Origin of the sequence: Synechocystis sp. FACHB-383 (genome assembly GCF_014698605.1) — a bacterium.
GTDB lineage: Bacteria > Cyanobacteriota > Cyanobacteriia > Cyanobacteriales > Microcystaceae > Synechocystis > Synechocystis salina.
The window spans coordinates 51,489-69,529 of sequence record NZ_JACJTJ010000057.1 but is presented as its reverse complement, the minus strand read 5'-3'; the positions used below and the strand labels follow the sequence as shown (position 1 = coordinate 69,529).

Annotated in this window: 17 protein-coding genes; 5 read left to right on the top strand and 12 right to left on the bottom strand. The window is 41.1% G+C overall.

Translation table 11 applies throughout. The annotated features are described in order from the left end of the window. Positions 1 to 356: 356 nt before the first annotated feature. Genes pyrC through H6G45_RS17605 form a run of 4 tightly spaced genes read right to left on the bottom strand, consistent with a single transcriptional unit; the run spans position 357 to position 2,236 of the window. Entirely contained in the window at positions 357 to 1,391 is a 1,035-nt protein-coding gene (gene pyrC, locus H6G45_RS17620; RefSeq protein ID WP_190599693.1) for a dihydroorotase, read from the bottom strand. 51 nt (positions 1,392 to 1,442) lie between these two features. Continuing rightward, a complete protein-coding gene (locus H6G45_RS17615) occupies positions 1,443 to 1,718 on the bottom strand; it encodes a DUF2442 domain-containing protein (protein WP_190599692.1) in 276 nt (91 codons plus the stop codon). A 3-nt stretch (positions 1,719 to 1,721) separates the two neighbouring features. Further along, complete coding sequence (locus H6G45_RS17610; RefSeq protein WP_242018234.1) at positions 1,722 to 1,955, bottom strand: DUF4160 domain-containing protein; 234 nt, start codon at positions 1,953 to 1,955, stop codon at positions 1,722 to 1,724. Between the two features lie 47 nt (positions 1,956 to 2,002). Then, positions 2,003 to 2,236, bottom strand: coding sequence for a hypothetical protein (locus H6G45_RS17605; protein WP_190599690.1), 234 nt, complete (start codon positions 2,234 to 2,236; stop codon positions 2,003 to 2,005). A 179-nt stretch (positions 2,237 to 2,415) separates the two neighbouring features. Here H6G45_RS17605 and H6G45_RS17600 point away from each other — a divergent pair, with 179 nt between their 5' ends. Next, entirely contained in the window at positions 2,416 to 2,880 is a 465-nt protein-coding gene (locus H6G45_RS17600; RefSeq protein ID WP_190599689.1) for an ABA4-like family protein, read from the top strand. 282 nt (positions 2,881 to 3,162) lie between these two features. Here H6G45_RS17600 and H6G45_RS19320 read toward each other — a convergent pair whose 3' ends face one another. From H6G45_RS19320 to H6G45_RS17585, 3 genes are all read right to left on the bottom strand, one after another. Then, positions 3,163 to 3,396, bottom strand: coding sequence for a hypothetical protein (locus tag H6G45_RS19320; protein ID WP_199309845.1), 234 nt, complete (start codon positions 3,394 to 3,396; stop codon positions 3,163 to 3,165). After that, the gene (locus H6G45_RS17590) at positions 3,389 to 3,607 is read right to left on the bottom strand and encodes a hypothetical protein (protein ID WP_242018233.1); all 219 of its coding nucleotides are present in this window, start codon (positions 3,605 to 3,607) and stop codon (positions 3,389 to 3,391) included. Before H6G45_RS17590 ends, H6G45_RS19320 begins: the two co-directional genes overlap by 8 nt. Before the next feature lie 278 nt (positions 3,608 to 3,885). Beyond that, on the bottom strand, positions 3,886 to 6,801 hold the full coding sequence (locus tag H6G45_RS17585; RefSeq protein WP_190599688.1) for an NACHT domain-containing protein: 2,916 nt from the start codon (positions 6,799 to 6,801) through the stop codon (positions 3,886 to 3,888). A gap of 263 nt (positions 6,802 to 7,064) precedes the next feature. On the opposite strand from H6G45_RS17585, the gene H6G45_RS17580 reads away from it, so the two are divergent. Beyond that, a complete protein-coding gene (locus H6G45_RS17580) occupies positions 7,065 to 7,415 on the top strand; it encodes a hypothetical protein (RefSeq protein WP_190599687.1) in 351 nt (116 codons plus the stop codon). A 51-nt stretch (positions 7,416 to 7,466) separates the two neighbouring features. Then, positions 7,467 to 8,102: a Dna2/Cas4 domain-containing protein gene (locus tag H6G45_RS17575; protein ID WP_190599686.1), complete on the top strand. Its 636-nt coding sequence runs from the start codon at positions 7,467 to 7,469 to the stop codon at positions 8,100 to 8,102. On the opposite strand, the gene H6G45_RS17570 is transcribed toward H6G45_RS17575, so the two are convergent. The 3 genes from H6G45_RS17570 to H6G45_RS17560 form a co-directional block, all read right to left on the bottom strand. Continuing rightward, positions 8,099 to 8,308, bottom strand: a complete 210-nt coding sequence (locus H6G45_RS17570) for a type II toxin-antitoxin system HicB family antitoxin (RefSeq protein WP_190599685.1) — start codon at positions 8,306 to 8,308, stop codon at positions 8,099 to 8,101. The genes H6G45_RS17575 and H6G45_RS17570 overlap by 4 nt on opposite strands. Before the next feature lie 71 nt (positions 8,309 to 8,379). Then, the gene (locus H6G45_RS17565; RefSeq protein ID WP_190599684.1) at positions 8,380 to 9,654 is read right to left on the bottom strand and encodes an FGGY-family carbohydrate kinase; all 1,275 of its coding nucleotides are present in this window, start codon (positions 9,652 to 9,654) and stop codon (positions 8,380 to 8,382) included. Beyond that, complete coding sequence (locus H6G45_RS17560) at positions 9,641 to 10,084, bottom strand: SufE family protein (RefSeq protein ID WP_190599683.1); 444 nt, start codon at positions 10,082 to 10,084, stop codon at positions 9,641 to 9,643. The genes H6G45_RS17565 and H6G45_RS17560 overlap by 14 nt, the downstream gene beginning before the upstream one ends. A gap of 299 nt (positions 10,085 to 10,383) precedes the next feature. Here H6G45_RS17560 and dmeF point away from each other — a divergent pair, with 299 nt between their 5' ends. Together dmeF and H6G45_RS17550 are read left to right on the top strand one after the other, a co-directional pair. Further along, positions 10,384 to 11,355 (top strand): CDF family Co(II)/Ni(II) efflux transporter DmeF, encoded by a 972-nt coding sequence (gene dmeF / locus H6G45_RS17555; protein WP_190599682.1) that lies wholly within the window; start codon positions 10,384 to 10,386, stop codon positions 11,353 to 11,355. A 122-nt stretch (positions 11,356 to 11,477) separates the two neighbouring features. After that, a complete protein-coding gene (locus H6G45_RS17550) occupies positions 11,478 to 13,763 on the top strand; it encodes a Na-K-Cl cotransporter (RefSeq protein ID WP_190599681.1) in 2,286 nt (761 codons plus the stop codon). Between the two features lie 237 nt (positions 13,764 to 14,000). On the opposite strand, the gene H6G45_RS17545 is transcribed toward H6G45_RS17550, so the two are convergent. Together H6G45_RS17545 and H6G45_RS17540 are read right to left on the bottom strand one after the other, a co-directional pair. Continuing rightward, positions 14,001 to 16,115, bottom strand: coding sequence for a nuclease domain-containing protein (locus H6G45_RS17545; protein WP_190599680.1), 2,115 nt, complete (start codon positions 16,113 to 16,115; stop codon positions 14,001 to 14,003). Next, entirely contained in the window at positions 16,112 to 17,875 is a 1,764-nt protein-coding gene (locus H6G45_RS17540) for an AAA family ATPase (RefSeq protein ID WP_190599679.1), read from the bottom strand. The genes H6G45_RS17545 and H6G45_RS17540 overlap by 4 nt, the downstream gene beginning before the upstream one ends. Between the last annotated feature and the right edge of the window lie 166 nt (positions 17,876 to 18,041).

Genomic DNA, 18,041 nt, shown 5'->3' with positions numbered 1-18,041 from the left:
TTTTTGAACGATGATTTGCCGAACACCACGCTGGTGTTTTGTGGCATTAATGGCTGAAAAACCTAAGCCCCCACCTAATTGGGTTAAAAGCCCTGCTTAAGTAATAATTCAGTTTTTAAATTTAAATTTCTTCTTGTCCTGGCCAGGATCTTAGATGGCGTTTGATACTTCCTTAATTCCCAATATTGCCGAGTTTAAAGGGAAATCACAGAATTTCCAGACGCCGTTCTACCCGCCCAACAAGCAGAATTAGAAGCCGTTTTCCCGTGCCGTAATTCTAGCACTAACACCTCAGGATAATTACCTAGGCTAATTCGCTGAGTTGGATCGTTTCTTTTTCTTCTGATATTTTTGCTTCAGGTTGATGTCATTTGCCAGGTGATTTCTTCCCCCGCCCGTAACGGCACCAGCCCAGATTCTGGAAAGGGCAATTCAGCGGGAATGCGCCACGGTGTTTTGGTCAATGTAATTTGTTCCGTATTGCGGGGCAGTTGATAAAAGTCCGGGCCATAAAAGCTAGCAAAGGCTTCCAGTTTATCCAGGGCGTCGGCCCCTTCAAAGACTTCCGCATACAATTCCAGGGCGTGGAGAGCGGAATAGCAACCGGCACAACCACAGGAGCTTTCTTTACTATTGCGGGCGTGGGGAGCGCTGTCCGTACCCAGGAAAAACTTCGGATTGCCGGATGTGGCCGCCTGCAGCAGGGCCAAACGGTGTTCTTCCCGCTTCAAAATTGGCAGACAATAGTAATGGGGACAAATGCCACCTTGAAACAAAATATTACGGCTAAATAATAAATGTTGGGGCGTAATGGTAGCGGCAATATTATTGGTGGACAAAACAAACTCTACCGCATCGCTGGTGGTAATGTGTTCCAGCACAATCCGCAGTTGGGGAAATTTTTCCCTGAGGGGAATTAGGTATTTTTCAATGAATACTTTTTCCCGGTCAAAAATATCAACCTGGCGATCGGTCACTTCCCCGTGGAGTAGGAGGGGCAGGTCTACCTGTTCCATGGCTGCAAGCACCGCATCACACCTAGTGATATCCGTGACGCCCAAGTCAGAATTAGTAGTGGCTCCAGCAGGATAATATTTCACTGCTTTGACAAACTGGGATGTCTTGGCCGCAATAATCTCTTCGGGATTGGTATTATCCGTCAGATAAAGGGTCATCAGCGGCTCAAACTGGCTCCCCGCAGGAACAGCCGCAAGAATCCGCTCTCGATAGGCGGCGGCATCAGCGACGGAACGCACCGGAGGCTTCAAGTTGGGCATGACGATCGCCCTGGCAAATTGATGGGCTGTGTGGGGCAAGACTGCCTTGAGGGCCTCTCCATCCCGTAAGTGCAGGTGCCAGTCGTCAGGTCTGGTGATGGTAAGCTTTTCCATTACTTAATCATAGGCTGGTTTAGGTTTAGTTAAAAGCCCTTTTCTCCTTTCTTAAACTTCAAGATTTAAGGGACTTGGAGACGGCGATCGGGCAATTATTTCGTAGAGCACATCAGGGTCTAAATCAGCTCCATTAGGCCATTGAATAGTTCCAAGTTCCGGATTAACTTTGACTTGAGCAAAATATTCAAGGTCTTTAAGTGGCTCAAATACGCCTGTAAATTCAATTTGTTTTTGAATGTCAACTATTCCGTCTTGATTGTCTTCAAAGCGCAAGTAAAGCTTGTAGTTTTTGAGTGGGTTAACAGCGACGATATCTTGCAGCATAGCTTATTCCAATGGTTGAACTTTTTGTAAAGGTTGTTGTTGTCTGGCTAACTCCCAGTTGCTCTGTAATTCCGCCTGATGAAGAGCACCCCACTCAACAACTAAAGCAAGAGCCTTTGGCGTTAATTTTCCCTGGATAAGGCTCAGTTTTTCAATGCTAATTAAGGCTTTCTGATTACCGTAGCGGACATGAAAATGGGGAGGGTTATGATCGTTGTAATTAATAGTGATAATCATCCCGAAAAAACGACTTATTTCTGGCATAAAATAAGACCACTAATTGCTCACATCATTTTATACTCCCCAAAGTCTTGGAGGTGGTCGTCATCCTCAGCGTTGATTGTGATCATACCTTTGCACAATCCAGGGCCAGGGCGTTTACTGACGACGGGTATTTGAGGAATAATTTTTGCTAGAGGAATGTTATTTTCGGTAATTATCAATTCGTCTCCTGGTTCTAAATTATGGATTAAATCTGCTAGGGTTGCTTGGGCTTCTTCGATGGTAATTGTTGCCATGGCGATATCTGAAAAGGAAACCTTTAATTTTTTATTTTAACCCGCTTTTTTCCTTGACGACAGAACTTAATAAACGCTTACCCGTTATCTTAGGCGATCGCCTGCCCAGCACGATTCTGTAAATTCTTCCATACTCTAAATTGTTCTATCGAGTTGTGGCTAAGCAACTGTTATTGAAAATGGCTACTGAACAACTTTTTAATCTTAGCAATCTGTTTGTGTTGCCGTTTTGGGGCTTGATGATTCTACTACCACGGTGGCAATGGACGGAAAAGGTGATGAAGTCCCTGATCCCGATCGCCATTTTAGCTGCGGTTTATCTATTTTTATTTATCGGTTCCTTAAGTTCCGAATCGGCGGCTGCATTGGCTAGTCCGGAATTATCCGTCATTGCGCAAGCTTTTGCTGACGAAAAAATTATGGCGGTGGGTTGGGTCCACTATCTGGTGATGGATTTGTTTGTGGGTCGCTGGATTTATTGGCAGGGACGGGAAACTGGGGTTTGGACGGTACATTCCCTCATTTTATGTTTATTTGCTGGGCCCATTGGTCTGCTGTCCCATCTACTCACGGCGGCCATTACTAAACAGTGGGGCAAGGGGAATGACTCGACAACGGAAACGCCCCAAACGGAGATTGGCTAATCGCTTCATATAATACATAGGGGTCTAAGTCTGACCCTTTTTGCTACAAATCATTGCAAATGATGATCAATATTAAGGTAGACCTTTCAGAAAAGGATTGATGATTGTTAGCTGCTCTTGAACAACTAAACCATGTTGCATGTCTTCTGAGTAGATAGTTTCGACTTCAGACTTTAGAGCACAGGCAATTATCAGGCTATCCCAAAAAGAGAAATTATATTTTTTTCTCAACTGACAAGCCTCTTTAATTTCCGTCGTTGTTAGGGTTATAATTTGACATTGCTATTCAAATTCTTCAATAATTTCTAAGAGTTCTTGATCGGAAAATTTAGCTTTTCTTTTTAATACGGCGCAAGTCTCTGTGATTACTTGGGTGCTGATCACAATACTCTGATCCAAGGGTTGGGTAAGTTGGATTGCAATTTGACGCTTACGATTATACTCTTCTATTCCGATATTAGGATCGATCAATAGCCGATATAACCACACATTAGAGTCAATAAAAACTTTAGTCATTTCCTTCTCTATGGTGGATTTCATCTCTTGTTAAGTTACGCCATCCTTCGACAGAAACGGGATTTTCTACGAGTCGATCCATTAAATGTTTTTTTCGTTTGGGCTTAACAATAACTTCCACCTCTAATTCTTCTTGAAGTTCTTGATCGTACTCTTTAGGAATGGCGATCATTCCTTTATTGATTTTAGTTGTAAATTCAATGATTTTCACGATGATTTTTGGTATAAATTAATTTATTGAATGAAAATACCACACTTTAAATTTAATCAAGATATCCTTTGATTGGGTTATACGACACATCAAAATCTAAGTCTACATCATTGTATGGTTCCGAGTTCAGGATTGACCTTGACTGTAGCAAAATATTCAGGGCCTTTAAATAGTTCAAATCTAACAGCAAGTTTAGCTTGTTTTTGAATCTCTTTGGGTACATTCCCTACTCCTTGGGTCGAACCATACGGGCGGAGCGCTAAAATTTTCTTTACTTTTTAAAAAAATAATCTATCTTCCAAAAATAAATCAACAAACCATGCTTTAAAAAAATCAGGATAGATTAGCTGTTTTGATATTATTTTCAAACATTCTATATTCATAAATGATATTGAGTCTAAGTGGTGGCAACTTGACTTTAGGTTATTATTAACCAAAAAATAATTTCTTTTAAGGCATTGAATCAAGTCAGAATAAGAATTGAAATTTATGATTCCTCCATAGAATTTGACAAGCTTCCAGATCAAACAAAATTGTTCATACAAATAATATAAATAATCTGGATTTTTTTCTATTTTTTTGTGTGTATCATTAATTAACAAAAAGAATTTTTGTTCAATCAAATCATAAGAATCATATTGAAACGAATGTAACGAAAGAATCAGTAACGCCGTCAAAATAGCGAGATAAAAATGTAATTGCTCTTCGGTTTTAATGTCAACAATATTTAAAATGATTTGAATTAGGTAATCATAGTTTTGCTTTTTATACGAATCAATGATTAGTTTCGAGACTTCAGGATATATTTGGTTGATCACTGGATTCTGAAGACATTCTTCACTCTCTAGATTATTATAAAAATAACTAAGGAGGGCTCTTTGTGAAATTTTACTTACTTCATCGTTTGCATGATTATTGCTCTTTGGAATATAGTTTTTATTGTAATTACATGCAAATTTATTACTATCATCTAACTCGAAAATTAAATGCGATGCTATCTCATATTTATGGGCAATTAACATTCCTTTTACCTTTATAGATTGCTCGGGTTTTTCAAATCCAAAACTTTCAATAGTTTCGGGATCAAGTACAACATAGAGATTATCAATATCATCTATGATTTTTTTTAATTGAAATATAATATCTTTTTTGAATTTTTGGTTTACTCTAAAGAGATTTCCTAGCTTTTGATAAAGTTTATCATTATTGCCATAGGAGAAATATTTTGATGATAAAAAATTTGTTATATCATTATTCTTAATTAAGAATAGTATTTTGTCCCTTAAACAATCACTGTTAATTGCAAATAAATTTTTTTGCACTTCATTGTTATACAGCCCATCTTCCAATAAATTAAATCCGTCGTCAATAAGACAGTTTATTTTTTTATATTGTGTATATTGTGAAACAAAATAAAGTGAGAGTATTAGTGAAGTATTTTTGAATAGATTGATGTCAATTAATCCATCTTTAAATCCATACAGATTATTCAGAAATTCTTCTTTTTTGTTATCATCAATTTCTTCAAGTCCAATCCAATAGCAAATAACTTCCTTCCATTCAGTCTCAAAAACTCTATACACGCAATCTTTGTTGTTATATTTTTTAAATGGATTAGGATCCTCATTATTGTGATTCAAAAAAAATGTCCAATCATCAATAGCTAATGCTGCGAAATATTCTTGAAAGCTAGGATGAAAGAAAGCATAAATTTTTTGATAATTTTCCTTTGCTTCACCAATTTCATTTAGCCATCCCAAATCTAAAGCTAGTTTAAACAAACCTTCGTCTGATTCTCCTAAAACTTCACTTATTTGCGCTTCAGTCAAACGAAACCTAAAATCATCTCGGTCTAAAGCTTGTTTGGCTAATTCTCCTAAAGCTTTATTTAACTTCTTTCGTTGAGCTTTTGTCGTTTTAGGTTCCTCTTTCCAATCGTAATAAGCTTCTACACATTCCTGATAAAGTCCGGCTTTAGTATCAGGTAATTTACCTTGTCGTTTTTGCCATGAACGACAAATAAGCGTTAGTCGTAGGGGATTTTTGACTAAATCACTAATTCTCTCCTTGCCGGGCTGACCTAATTCATTAATTAAATCCTCAGATAATTTAGAGTTATCCAGCAACTTGGTAATAAAATTGTTCCTTTGGTCGTCAGAAAAATCTAAGTTGCGATAAACATCGAACTGATTTAAAGCTTGTCGATTACCATCCCACACATTAATACGACACGTTGCAACAATCTTTGCTTGATCAAGCCAGCCACAAATTTGATTATTAACCCAAGCTAAAGGATTTTCTGACAATCCCATTTCATCAATGCCATCAAGCAGTAGCCAGACATTACCCTGATTAAATATTTTGACTAACTCATCTTGATCATCTTCACTAGTTTCTCGTTGTTTTAAAGCTTCTTTCAGCCATTTTTTTAATAAAAAATCTTCTAAGGAATAACCACGAAGATCAGCTAATGAAATCCAGATAACATAATTTTCTGCTGATTGCTCCATGAGCCACATCGCAATTTGCTGTAACCGAGTGGACTTACCAGAACCGGGTTCGCCAATAATCGCTATCCTCCGACCCTGACTTTTGGGGCTATCCCCTTGCAGCAAAACCTCTGTCAAAAATTGATCATTTTCAAATTCACGGGAAATTTCATATTCATTAACTCGATAAAGTTCAGATCCTCTTTCAGCGGGAACTTCTCTATGTCTTGGTTTTTCCTTGCGTTCAATTAAGCCTAATGGAACATAAATAGCTTGTGAATCAAAGTTGGTGTTGACAAGAAAATCTGAGGTTATTTTTTTGATTTTATCTTCTAGCACTTGTTTGAAAATTTCTGAGGATAAAGTTGAACGAAATTTTGGCTGTTCGTGATCTTGCTCTAAACCATAACCTGCGTCAATCAGTTTTCGCGGAATCCTTTCCCATTCGATATTTTCGTCATCTTCAAGGTTTAATAATGCAATTAAAGCACTTTTAACTCCTCTATTATTCAAGCTAGTATAAATAGTATGTTCTGTTTTGTTTAATTTATTTGCTGCATCTTTTATATTTAATCCAGTTAATATACATAGAAATTCCTGCCATGGAGCTGGCGTTATTTTTTCGTATTCTTCCATATCTTTTTTTAGGCGTGGAATATCAAATTTTTTAGACGCTTCTTCCATTAATTGTTCGTCATTTAACATAGCTTTTACCTTAATGAAAAACCCTAAAGATTGTCAATGCTAACTTTTTGCTAACTAATTGCTAAGTCAAGTTAGCAGACAGTAATAGGGTGATTTAGATAAATTGAAATTGTCGAGGGCAGACAACCGAAGACCGAGAGGGCAAACCCCCAAGACCCCTGAGAGAAGGTTCCCAACCTGGTAATGGGCCAGTCAAAGAAAAACCACAACCACCATCAATCTGCCTGATTCACAACTCCAATTTAACTCCTGACTTTAATCCTATGGGCAAACAATCCACCCTTAACCAACTAATCCAACAGGATGCCAACATCATCCCCAGTGAAGCTATCACATCATTTAACTCCTACAAAGATGACAATCATCTCCAACGTCGCCAGCAACAACGGGCCATTAATACCGCCATGATTCAGGTTGCCCTAACCTATGGGCAGCAAGACTATAGCCACGGAGCAGTGCGCTTCACCCTGACCGATCGCCTTCTTCGCCAAAGCCCTTACGCAAAAATGACTGATGCTTTGCGGGGATTGCGGGTAATCTGTCAGCCAACAATCACCAATACGCAAATTGTCACCGCTTACTGGCATCACCAAACCAAACAGCGGGCTCGCTAAATCCCATCATCAACTGTCAACTTTTATCCCAGTTTTTCTACTTTACCAATTATGGTTCAATCCTTCCTTCCCCAAATCAAGCAACGCTTTCGTCCCTATGCCTGGGTTACAACCCTTGCCAAACTAATGGCTGAAGAAGATCCCTGCTTCTTCGCCGCCTGGTTAAAAACCCAGCATCAACTAACTTTGCCCCCCAGTGATTTCGACTGCACAATCCATGATCAAATGGTGATTGAACGGGCAGAATCTTTGCGTCAACAGGGATATGATGTCGCCATTGAAGAAGAAAATTCCCAAAAGGTAGTCGGCAAATCCTTTGACATTTGCATTGCTGGTCGTCCTGATATTGTTGCCTATAACGACGACGAAATTATTGTTGAAGATTGCAAAAGTGGGCGCAAACGCCCCTTTCATTACTACCAAGTTTTGCTTTATATGATGCTGATTCCCCACGCCGATACCACGAAAGAAAAGTGCCAAGGAAGAAAATTAAATGGCCGCTTAATTTACTCTGATTCTATTGAGGATGTTCCCCACTCCATGATTGATCAAGAGTTTATCGGCGAACTCCATGGCATTCTCCAAATTTTGACTAGTAAGGATATTCCCAAACCCAACGCCTCGGCGGAAAATTGCCGTTATTGCCCTTTGGCTGGCAATTATTGCTCCATTAAACGCTGTGATTAATAGCTTAAAACTGAAGGCGATTTGCTGTCTCGGATGGCGATCGCCTCTTCTTGCTCGCTAGCAACTTCAAGCCATCCTTCCACCGCCTCTTTAACCATTTCCATAAGGTGATCGTAACTATCTCCCCAAGTGTGGCAACCGGGTAGGGCGGGAACGGAAGCACACCATTGGTCTTGTTCCTGCCAAACTAATACTTTCAGCTTCATGAAATTTCGATGTAGGGTTTGCTAAAACATATTGTAGGCAATCATTTGGCGATCGCCTCTAGGAACTGTGGTTAAAGAGACTGACTACTTCTAGCTAAGCAAGCAGAACCATAGGCCGCCTCCGACTGAATAGATTTTTGCACCGGAACCTGGAGCAAATTTTGCCGAATAGTTTGCCAAATTAAATTTTCTGCCCCACCCCCAGCCGTCAATACTTTTGTTAGTGGCGTTGCCCCCAAGGCTTGTAACTTGGCATAGCCCTGGGCTTCAATGCGGGTCAAACCTTCCAATAAACCTTGTAAAAAAGTCACATCATCCGCCGGCCTAGGCTCCAGTTTCGGTAACAAATTGGGGTCATTAATGGGAAATCTTTCCCCCGGTTGCAAAAGCGGATAGTAATCTAAACCACTGGGTTGATTGGGGTCAATTTTGGGGCTTAATTCCCTTAACTGCTCCAGGGAAAAAAAGTGTTGCAACACCGCTCCCCCAGCATTGGAAGCTCCTCCTGTTAACCATAAATTGCCCAAACGATGGCTATAAACACCACTGGCCAAATTCGTCACTGGTTTGACGCTCAACAACTTCAGCACCAAAGTGGAACCTAGGGAAGTGACCGCTTCTCCTGGTTGCGTTGCACCACTGGCTAAAAAAGCCGCAATACTGTCCGTGGTGCCACTGCAAACCTGACAAGTGGAGGGAAATTTGTAGGAATTAACCACAGAAGATGACAAAGGGGCGATCGCCGTGCCGGGAATGGTAACTGGGGGCAAGAGAGAAAACCAAGGGGCATTTTTTAACCAATTAGGATAGGTTAAAGTTTCGGGATCGTAGCCCAGTTTGAGGGCATTGTGATAATCACTAACTGGTCTGCCACCGTGGAGCAAACTTGCTAGCCAATCCGCCTGGTGACAAAAGTAACGAGCTTGCTGAAATTCCGATTGTTGGCCATACCAAAGCAATTTGGCCAGGCTAGAAGTGGCACTTTGCACCAAATGATCCGCCGGGGCCATGGCTGACAGTAAATGCTTAACCTCCCGGCCCCGGTCATCGTTATACAAAAGCGGTTCCATTAAAACCTTGCCCTGGCCATCCAACAGTAAAACAGTGGAGGAAGTACCATCAATGGCGATCGCCCGGATTTGACTTCTTAGTTCAGCGGGAATTTGTTCAAGAAGGGAAAATAAACTTTGCCGCCAGACGGTGGGCAATTCTGGGCCGGGAACCTGTGGGAACTGGGCTTTTTCCTGCCAAATTAACTCTTGCTTAGCATCAATCACTGCCGCCCTGGCCCCGGACGTACCAAAGTCTATACCTAGGAAAAATTGCGGTGCCTCAACTTTCCCCATAGGACTGGCCCAACTGAAAGGCGATCGCCTTGGTTTGCATCATCTTAAAAATGTTGTAAAAACCATTGGCCCGACTGGGGGTAAGGCTCACCTGTAAGCCCGTTGCTTCAATGAAATCCGGGGTTAACTCGACAATTTCCTGGGGACTTAAACCGTTCAAACCTTGGATCAGTAACGCCACCAAACCCTTGACCAATTGGGCATCGGAATCCCCCTGGTAGATTACTTTGCCATCTTCGAGATCAGCGGTGATAAAAACTTGGGACACACAGCCCTGCACCTTATTGGCGGGAATTTTTGCTTCCTCCGGCATGGGTTCCAACTTCTTGCCGTACCACAATAACTGCTCATAACGTTTTTTGGGTTCAGTGTGCCGTTGAAAACGTTCGACAATCTTTGCAAGGTTGGGGGGTAGAGTAGCGTTGGCCATGGGAAAGTTAGGAAAAATAATTGAGAACCGCTTGGCAAAGTCTGATGCTGGCTCCGAGATCAACCCACCCAAGTTCCGGCAACGATGGGCGTGATGTAGCTTTCCTCCAGGGTTGGGGAAACCGGAGACCAGTCAAACCCACTCTGGGCTCGTATCCATTGTATCTATTGCTGAGCAAGGCTCGATAATGCTGTTTTTCTCTCTCCCTTGGCAGACAATAGGACATTCTTATTAGTCGCTAAATTCTCGTTTTTTTCCATGGCATAATCAGACTTAACCTTAAGCCGGGTTGATTAACTATGCATTTCCACCGCCTAGAGTCTTGGCAACATTCCCATAATTTTGCCAACCAACACCAAAGTCCCGCCGAGAAAAATACCAAAATCGTTATGGTACTCACCGCTGTCACCATGGTGGCGGAAATCATTGCGGGCACTGTGTTTGGTTCCATGGCCCTATTGGCGGACGGTTGGCACATGGCCACCCATGTTGCGGCCTTTGGTATCACTTTGTTCGCCTATCAATATGCCCGTCGCCATGCCAGTAATCCCCAATATACCTATGGCACCGGCAAAGTTAGTGTCTTAGGAGGATTCGCCAGTGCGGTGGCCCTAGGGGTAGTGGCTTTTATGATGGCATTTGAGTCCGTTGGTCGTTTTTTTGACCCCCATGGCATTCAATTTTCCGAGGCGATCGCCGTGGCCATTTTGGGACTGTTGGTTAATCTGGCTAGCGCCTGGCTGTTACAAGACCATGACGACCATCACCACCATGGCCATGGACACCAAGACCATAATCTCCGGGCGGCCTATTTCCATGTGCTGGCCGATGCCCTAACTTCCGTCCTGGCCATCATTGCCCTAGTGGCCGGTAAGTTTTGGGGTTGGATTTGGCTAGATGCGGCCATGGGACTAGTGGGAGCGGCGGTGATTGTCAGATGGGCCTATGGCTTAGTGCAGGACACCAGTGCCATTCTCCTGGATGGTTCAGTGGATAAAAAAATTCAATTAGAAATTCTCACCGCCCTGGAAACTGACAGCGATAACCGGGTTACGGATCTCCATGTTTGGTATCTGAATGAAAATTATCTAGCGGCCACCATTGCTTTAGTCACTCACTTTCCCCAAAGCCCGGAATACTATAAACAACAACTAAGTCATATTTCTGCGTTAGCCCATGTAATCGTGGAAGTAAATCCCTGTGCGGGAGAGTCTTGTTCCGCCGAGTCATCCACCGTTGGCGCCACAGCATCTAGGCCACTGACTCTATAATTGTCACTTTTAGCAAAAACCTAATTACAAAGGTTCAGGCAAAGGGCGATCGCCGATCCCAACTGTTTTGCCGTCTATGGTCAAATCCCAAAATTAGGTTAAATCTGCTTTAGCGGTAATGAATGTCACAACACACTTCTCTATCGGGTTCCAGCGTCGATAACAAATCCAGTCTTACCAAAACTGGTTTGGGTACTTTTGGTGGGGTTTTTACCCCGTCGATTTTGACCATCCTCGGCGTGATCATGTATTTACGCTTTGGTTGGGTGCTGGGCCAAGTGGGTCTATGGCAAACTTTGCTCATTGTTACCCTGTCCACCGCCATTACCTTTTTAACGGGACTATCCATTGCGGTGATCGCCACCGATCAAGTGGTTAAGGCAGGGGGGGCTTACTACATGATCAGTCGCTCCTTGGGCATTGAAACCGGTGGAGCGGTGGGGGTTCCCCTCTATTTTGCCCAAGCTTTTTCCGTGGCTTTATACACTTTAGGTTTTGCGGAAAGTGTAGTGCGGGTGATGCCGGGCTGGAATTTAACCCTAGTGGCCGCCATTACCACCATCGGGGTGACGCTACTAGCTTTAAAATCTGCTCAGATTGCGATCCGGGCTCAGTATGTGATCATGGCGGCGATCGCCATATCGCTAATGTGTTTAGTTTTTGGCCATCCGGCGGCGCCTTATACAGGAACCGTGGAGATTGAACCCCACAGTGCTGGATTTTGGGCCGTCTTAGCAGTCTTTTTTCCGGCGGTCACGGGCATTATGGCCGGGGTCAATATGTCGGGGGACTTGCGAGATCCCCAAAAATCAATTCCCTGGGGCACATTGGCGGCGATCGCCACGGGGTACGGCATTTATTTAATTATTCCCGTCATTCTTTATTTCCGGGCTGATCCGATTACGTTGCTGAATGATCCTTTAGTGATGCGGCGCATTGCCCTCTGGGGAGACAGTGTTTTACTCGGGGTTTGGGGCGCAACCCTTTCCAGTGCCATCGGCAGTATTATGGGCGCTCCCCGCATTCTTCAGGCCCTGGCCCGGGATAATATTCTCCCTTCTCCCCTACGGTGGTTGGGCCGGGGGGAAGGAGCAGAAGATGAACCCCGCCTCGGAACCCTATTTACGTTGGGCATTGCCTTGGCCGCCGTGGGCATTGGGGATTTGAATCTCCTGGCCCCCATTCTGACCATGTTTTTCTTGACCACTTACATGGTGTTAAACATTGCCGCCGGGGTCGAGGGCTTCTTACAAAGTCCTTCTTTCCGCCCTAGTTTTAAAGTTCATTGGGGCTTTTCCTTGGCGGGAGCAGTGGGCTGTATTGGGGTTATGTTTTTAATTAATATCACCGCCACCATTTTGGCCGCCGTGGTTGTTCTGGGAGTTTATTTATGGCTAGAACGGCAGGAACTGGCCTGCACCTGGGGAGATGTGCGCCAAGGTATGTGGATGACGTTGGTGCGGAGTGGGCTGATGAATATGACCACCATCCCCGATCCTAAAAATTGGCGACCTCACCTGTTGGTATTTGCGGGTAATCATCTTAAACGCTGGCATTTAGTTGAATTGGCGGCGACATTAACCCATAACCGTGGCCTAGTCTCAATTTTTAATATTTTGCCCCTTGATGTTAGCAATCCCCAGCGCCAGGATAACCTCACGGCGATCGCCCAAGCAGACCTAGACCAGGCCAATATCCAAGCATTTTTTCGGGTCAAAACTGCCCCCGACCTCTATGAAGGCATGGAACAATTGGTGGAAACCTATGGCCTTGGCCCCCTGATTCCTAATACCGTACTAATTGGCCATCCCAATGAATTACAAATAGACCGCTATTGTCAATTTTTAACCTTCTGTCATCAGAGTCAGCGCAACGTGATTATTTTGCGGGACGGAACAAACCATCGGCGATCGGAAAAATTTCCCCTAGAAAGTGTCCTAGTTTCCCCTGACAAACTTCACGCGCCCAAACGGATCGATGTCTGGTGGGGCGGACTGCAATCTAATGGTGGCTTAATGCTGATTTTGGCCTATCTCCTCCGCAATAGTTGGCAGTGGCATAACACAGAAATTTGTCTGAAGCTAGTCGTACCGGATCTCAATGCCATGCAGTCAGCCGAGTCCAACTTGGTTGCCTTGGTTCAACGTTTACGCATCGGAGCCACACCTCAAATTATCAACGCTGAGGGTAAGCCCTTTGCTGACATTCTCTTGCAATCTTCCCAGGATGCAGACTTTGTTTTGCTTGGATTAGCTAGGCCCGATGACCCAATGTTTGCTGATTCTTCTGATAGTTCCTACGCAAACTATTATCAACAACTCCATGGGCGTACCCAGCACCTTCCCCCAACTCTCTTTGTTCTCGCATCAGAGGATTTGAATTTTGCCCAGTTACTCGAAAAAACTTAGGTTGGATAGCATCCGGGCCACTAATCTTAGTAATCGACAGTTTTAGCGAAGGCATAATTACAGAGATTCAGGCAAAAGGCGATCGGCAGCTATCAGTACCCTGGGGCTAGGTCAATAACTACACAGAAATTGCCCAGTTTGTTGGGTTGTCGGAAGCTTGTTTCCCATTTCAGTTTGACGAGTTGCTTGAACATCTAACTACCACAACTCCTTTAAGCTAAGATGAAATTGACAACTTCAAGATCGATTGATTAAATCTTGAGATCGAGGATCACTACCACATTCCGGACAAATAAACATCCATTTTCCTTTGTATTCAGGCCAATCAGAGTGTCGATGAAAGGTATGATCAAATTTCAAAATTTTGTGATGTTTTCCGTAGCATCTCTGAATTATCCAAAAGTCACTACATTGAGGACAACTACAAAAAACTCTTCCAGAAAAATTACTTTGATAAAAAATTCCATCGATTGATTCTTTTTCAAATTTTCTAAGACTATTTATTCCAGGATTTAAAATGTCCTTGCCATACTCTAGCTTGTAGCCACAAAAAATACATTTGTCTAAATGAATATCCTGATGGTATTGTAATAATAATCGAATAATTCTTTCTAATTGTATATTATTATCGTCAGAATTGTCAGAGTTTGGGATAAATTGAATCGCTCCATATTTGTGTCCAACACAACGAGAATCATGATAAATATTTTCTTGAAATTTTTCTTGAATATAGTTAGAGAAGGGGACTTCACCCCAGTAGTCAAAGCCTGGATCTGAGTGCAGAATGAAACTGGCTGTTAAACCCAATCCTTCCAAATATTTATTTTTTGCCGTATCAATTACATCTTCTCGAAAAGTTTCACCACTCTTTTTATTATATTTGGCATCCTGAGATTTATAGTTCCTATATTTTGCGTCAAACACATAGTTTTTTTCTTGTCCATCAATTCTAATTTTAATAAAAATATCTGGCTTTCTTAATTCGTTATTAATATTGCGACATTGAGATTCGTAAGTAAATTCAACTTCATATTGAGCAATATCTTCTATATGTCCAGCAAGCTTAAATATTTTATTTTTCGGCAAGTCTAACGTAGAGGAGTCATTGAATAAATATAGAAAAATATTATCTTGATCACTAATTGGTTTCAATCCAACATTTAAAATAAAAGCACTGTATAGTTTGATGAAACACCAAATCTCATATATTTCCCAAGTTGGTTTTACCCGTCCATAGAATATTTTTTGAGTAACTTCAAAAATTTTTTCAAGTATATTTATTTTCGTATAATCTTCATTATAAATAAATAATAATTTTTTTATAATTGATCCATAAGTATAAGATTCAGTTAATCGTTGAGAAGAAAACTTTAACCTGTCAGGGGTTTGAATCTGACTTAAAAAAGAAGAATTTCTAATATTTTTTGACCATTGTATGGCTTTTTCTAAGTCTTTGATAACTTCCTCCACTTTTTCGATAACTATTTCTTTCTTTGATTGACTGCTCAGTACTCGATCTGCAAACTCTAGAAAATCTTGATCTTTTCTTCTACAACTTTCAAGGGAAAATTTATTCTTGTTTTTTTGCATTTTTATTTCTACTGATTTAAGTTGTTCCTGTATGCTAAAAGCTAAATGCCCTAAGTAATAGTCAAAAACATAACAAAGAAATTCATTCTCTTCACATTGTAAAGATTCCACACGGGTAAATCCCAAAAATGACTTTTTCCCAGGTTTAAGTGCTTTTTGTATTAAAAGCTGAGGAGAGTAGCTAGCTTCATTGACAGAAAGTCTATCCACAGTTGAGATAATGCTTTTTAGGGGGCGTTTCTCAATATCTGACCATAAATCTTTAATTAGTTCTGCCAATTCAATAAGTGATTGAGCAGTTGCTAAGTAGGAGTTAAGCCATGGAGCTTCAACAAAATTCTCTCTTATAATGGGTGCTTCAATTTTTCTTCTAACACAACATGTTGTGGTTAAAGCCAAAGTTCCAATTTCACGAAGCATTTGCTTCATTTGGTCTTCAGTAATATTTGCAGGATAGATTTTTAATTTTTCTTTACTACTTTCAATGATCTTGCCATGCTCGTCAGTAAGAAAAACAGTTATTTCACCAGATCGGCGAGTTATGTCCCCTGATAATGATGGATCTGGTGCCCATAAATGCCTCTTAAGTTGTCGCTTGAGTTGAAATAATTTTTCACCTTCAATGGCAACACCGCCTGACCATTCCACACCAAGATCAACAAACCATTTTTCTCCATATTGCTCAACATAGGGAATCTTGTCGTCATTTAATGGAAGGGGTTTACCAGCAAAATTAATAAATTTAATGGTGGGATAAATCATGAATTTTTCCAGTAACTAATAACATACCTATTATTTTGTTTGCTTTCTAGCTGTTCCAAAACATTGCCAGGATCATAATATTTATACTCCGACAATTCCTTTAACCATTCTTGAAAAAGATTATTTTTTGTGTCATCAATATTAAAAACAATTCTCGGCAAAACTTTAGTAAAAATGAAGTGCCCTAACGCTGGGGGAATTTCTCCTTGCCCCACATCTGATTTGATTTTAATTAATTCAGTAATACTCCAAAATACTTCAAAATCCCTTCTGGCTCTATGTCCTAAAGGAATACCCACCAGTTTTTTCAAATATTTTTCATTCCATTCACATAGAATTTTCCATGATTTTCTCAATTTTTCCCGATCAATTACTTCCTTTTGTGCGTTAATTTTCTCTCTTAATAATTGAGGAGTAATGTTGATTTTCTCTGGATCACTGTCTTTGTTTATATCACTTGAGTCTAAAATGGCAGGTGGGAAGTTTATGACATAAGCACGGTCAATAACTTTGGGACTCAACTCATAAGTTGTTTGGTCAGAATTTAACGTGCCCAAAAGACATATATTTGGAGGTATTCGAAAATGGGCACGATAGTCGTTAAGAAGTCTTGTCAACTGTTCTAGTCTTATCTTTTCTTTTGGAGATAATGATTCAGATTCTACTGATGCTAGGTTTCCACATTCTTTGAGTAGATCATCCTGAATATCCTCTGAATATAACAAGATTCCTTGTGCATTTTCAGCTTGTGAATATTCAAGTGCCGACAGTAGATCAGAAGCATAGTTTTCTATTTTGGCTAAATTTAACTCATCTAAACAAATTAAGGAAAATCTATTTTTATTGGAAGAGCTATTCTTAAGCGCAGTCAAAAATGGGGATGGTCTAAAAACTTCTTTGATTGGATCAAAAAAACCGAGTAAGTCACTGGGATCTAACCAGCCAGGACGGACGGGAATAATTTCAGCTTCTCTTCCTGCCAGAATTTGAGCTGACTTTTTAACAATATTTGTTTTGCCGACACCGACAGAACCATTAAGCAAAACCAAACTGCCCGAATAGGCCGCAGACAAAAGTGATATTAAATAACTTGTTTCCAATGCTTTTGATTGAGAGGGTGATATTCCACTTTGAGATAAAGCTCTTATCCAAGATGTGTTTAAATCTTCTGGAAAGTCAGGAATATCCAGATCTATTTCATCCTCATTTATTGGCAAGAATCGACGATAAGGTTCAATGATTTTTAGTTGATTATCAATTTGCGCTTTATGATCATCAAGCTCTTTTTTCCCGGCTTCTAAGTCTTTTTCTCGAAGCTCTAGATCTACTTGAAGTTTTTCGACACCAGACAAGTATTCATTGACTTGTAGTAAATAATCTGACTGTATATCTTGCCCAAATTTTGCAATTGATTCCTCTATCTGAGCTATTGAATCCTGGCTGATTTTTCTCAAAAGTCTTGCTCTTGGATTTCGCTTTCTTTTTTTGTTACTTGGATCGCCTTGGTCGTTTTTCCCTAAATTTTCCCATTTAAAAAATACAAAGTCACTCTCTTTGAGTTCAGGTTCCGAAATTGGAGGAAGATAAAACTGATCAGCAAATTCACCCTTCTCCAGGGGACAGGGAATTAGAGGTTCAATAAAATAATCATTATTTCTCAATTTTTTTATGATTTTACCTGGTATTTCTCTGGGGAGAAAGGATAAAATCCATTGAGGATTACCAAGCTCTTCTAATATTTCTCTTAACTCATTTTTCATAGGTAAAATTCCCATTTCCCAGCAAAGTCTGCAGGACATAATTCCCGCCCAGACATTTTCCCTCTAAACTCTTCCAGGACGACAAAAACATAGGCTTTCACCGAAAATAGGCAAAGGTACTACACAAACCATGCCCTCCTGGGAACCATCATAGATTCGCTGGCCA

What these genes read in the sequence shown, in the direction of transcription:
- pyrC (WP_190599693.1), bottom strand. Translation starts at nt 1,391, where the DNA reads ATGGAAAAGCTTACCATCACCAGACCTGACGACTGGCACCTGCACTTA.
- H6G45_RS17615 (WP_190599692.1), bottom strand. Translation starts at nt 1,718, where the DNA reads ATGCTGCAAGATATCGTCGCTGTTAACCCACTCAAAAACTACAAGCTT.
- H6G45_RS17610 (WP_242018234.1), bottom strand. Translation starts at nt 1,955, where the DNA reads ATGATTATCACTATTAATTACAACGATCATAACCCTCCCCATTTTCAT.
- H6G45_RS17605 (WP_190599690.1), bottom strand. Translation starts at nt 2,236, where the DNA reads ATGGCAACAATTACCATCGAAGAAGCCCAAGCAACCCTAGCAGATTTA.
- H6G45_RS17600 (WP_190599689.1), top strand. Translation starts at nt 2,416, where the DNA reads ATGGCTACTGAACAACTTTTTAATCTTAGCAATCTGTTTGTGTTGCCG.
- H6G45_RS19320 (WP_199309845.1), bottom strand. Translation starts at nt 3,396, where the DNA reads ATGACTAAAGTTTTTATTGACTCTAATGTGTGGTTATATCGGCTATTG.
- H6G45_RS17585 (WP_190599688.1), bottom strand. Translation starts at nt 6,801, where the DNA reads ATGTTAAATGACGAACAATTAATGGAAGAAGCGTCTAAAAAATTTGAT.
- H6G45_RS17580 (WP_190599687.1), top strand. Translation starts at nt 7,065, where the DNA reads ATGGGCAAACAATCCACCCTTAACCAACTAATCCAACAGGATGCCAAC.
- H6G45_RS17575 (WP_190599686.1), top strand. Translation starts at nt 7,467, where the DNA reads ATGGTTCAATCCTTCCTTCCCCAAATCAAGCAACGCTTTCGTCCCTAT.
- H6G45_RS17570 (WP_190599685.1), bottom strand. Translation starts at nt 8,308, where the DNA reads ATGAAGCTGAAAGTATTAGTTTGGCAGGAACAAGACCAATGGTGTGCT.
- H6G45_RS17565 (WP_190599684.1), bottom strand. Translation starts at nt 9,654, where the DNA reads ATGGGGAAAGTTGAGGCACCGCAATTTTTCCTAGGTATAGACTTTGGT.
- H6G45_RS17560 (WP_190599683.1), bottom strand. Translation starts at nt 10,084, where the DNA reads ATGGCCAACGCTACTCTACCCCCCAACCTTGCAAAGATTGTCGAACGT.
- dmeF (WP_190599682.1), top strand. Translation starts at nt 10,384, where the DNA reads ATGCATTTCCACCGCCTAGAGTCTTGGCAACATTCCCATAATTTTGCC.
- H6G45_RS17550 (WP_190599681.1), top strand. Translation starts at nt 11,478, where the DNA reads ATGTCACAACACACTTCTCTATCGGGTTCCAGCGTCGATAACAAATCC.
- H6G45_RS17545 (WP_190599680.1), bottom strand. Translation starts at nt 16,115, where the DNA reads ATGATTTATCCCACCATTAAATTTATTAATTTTGCTGGTAAACCCCTT.
- H6G45_RS17540 (WP_190599679.1), bottom strand. Translation starts at nt 17,875, where the DNA reads ATGAAAAATGAGTTAAGAGAAATATTAGAAGAGCTTGGTAATCCTCAA.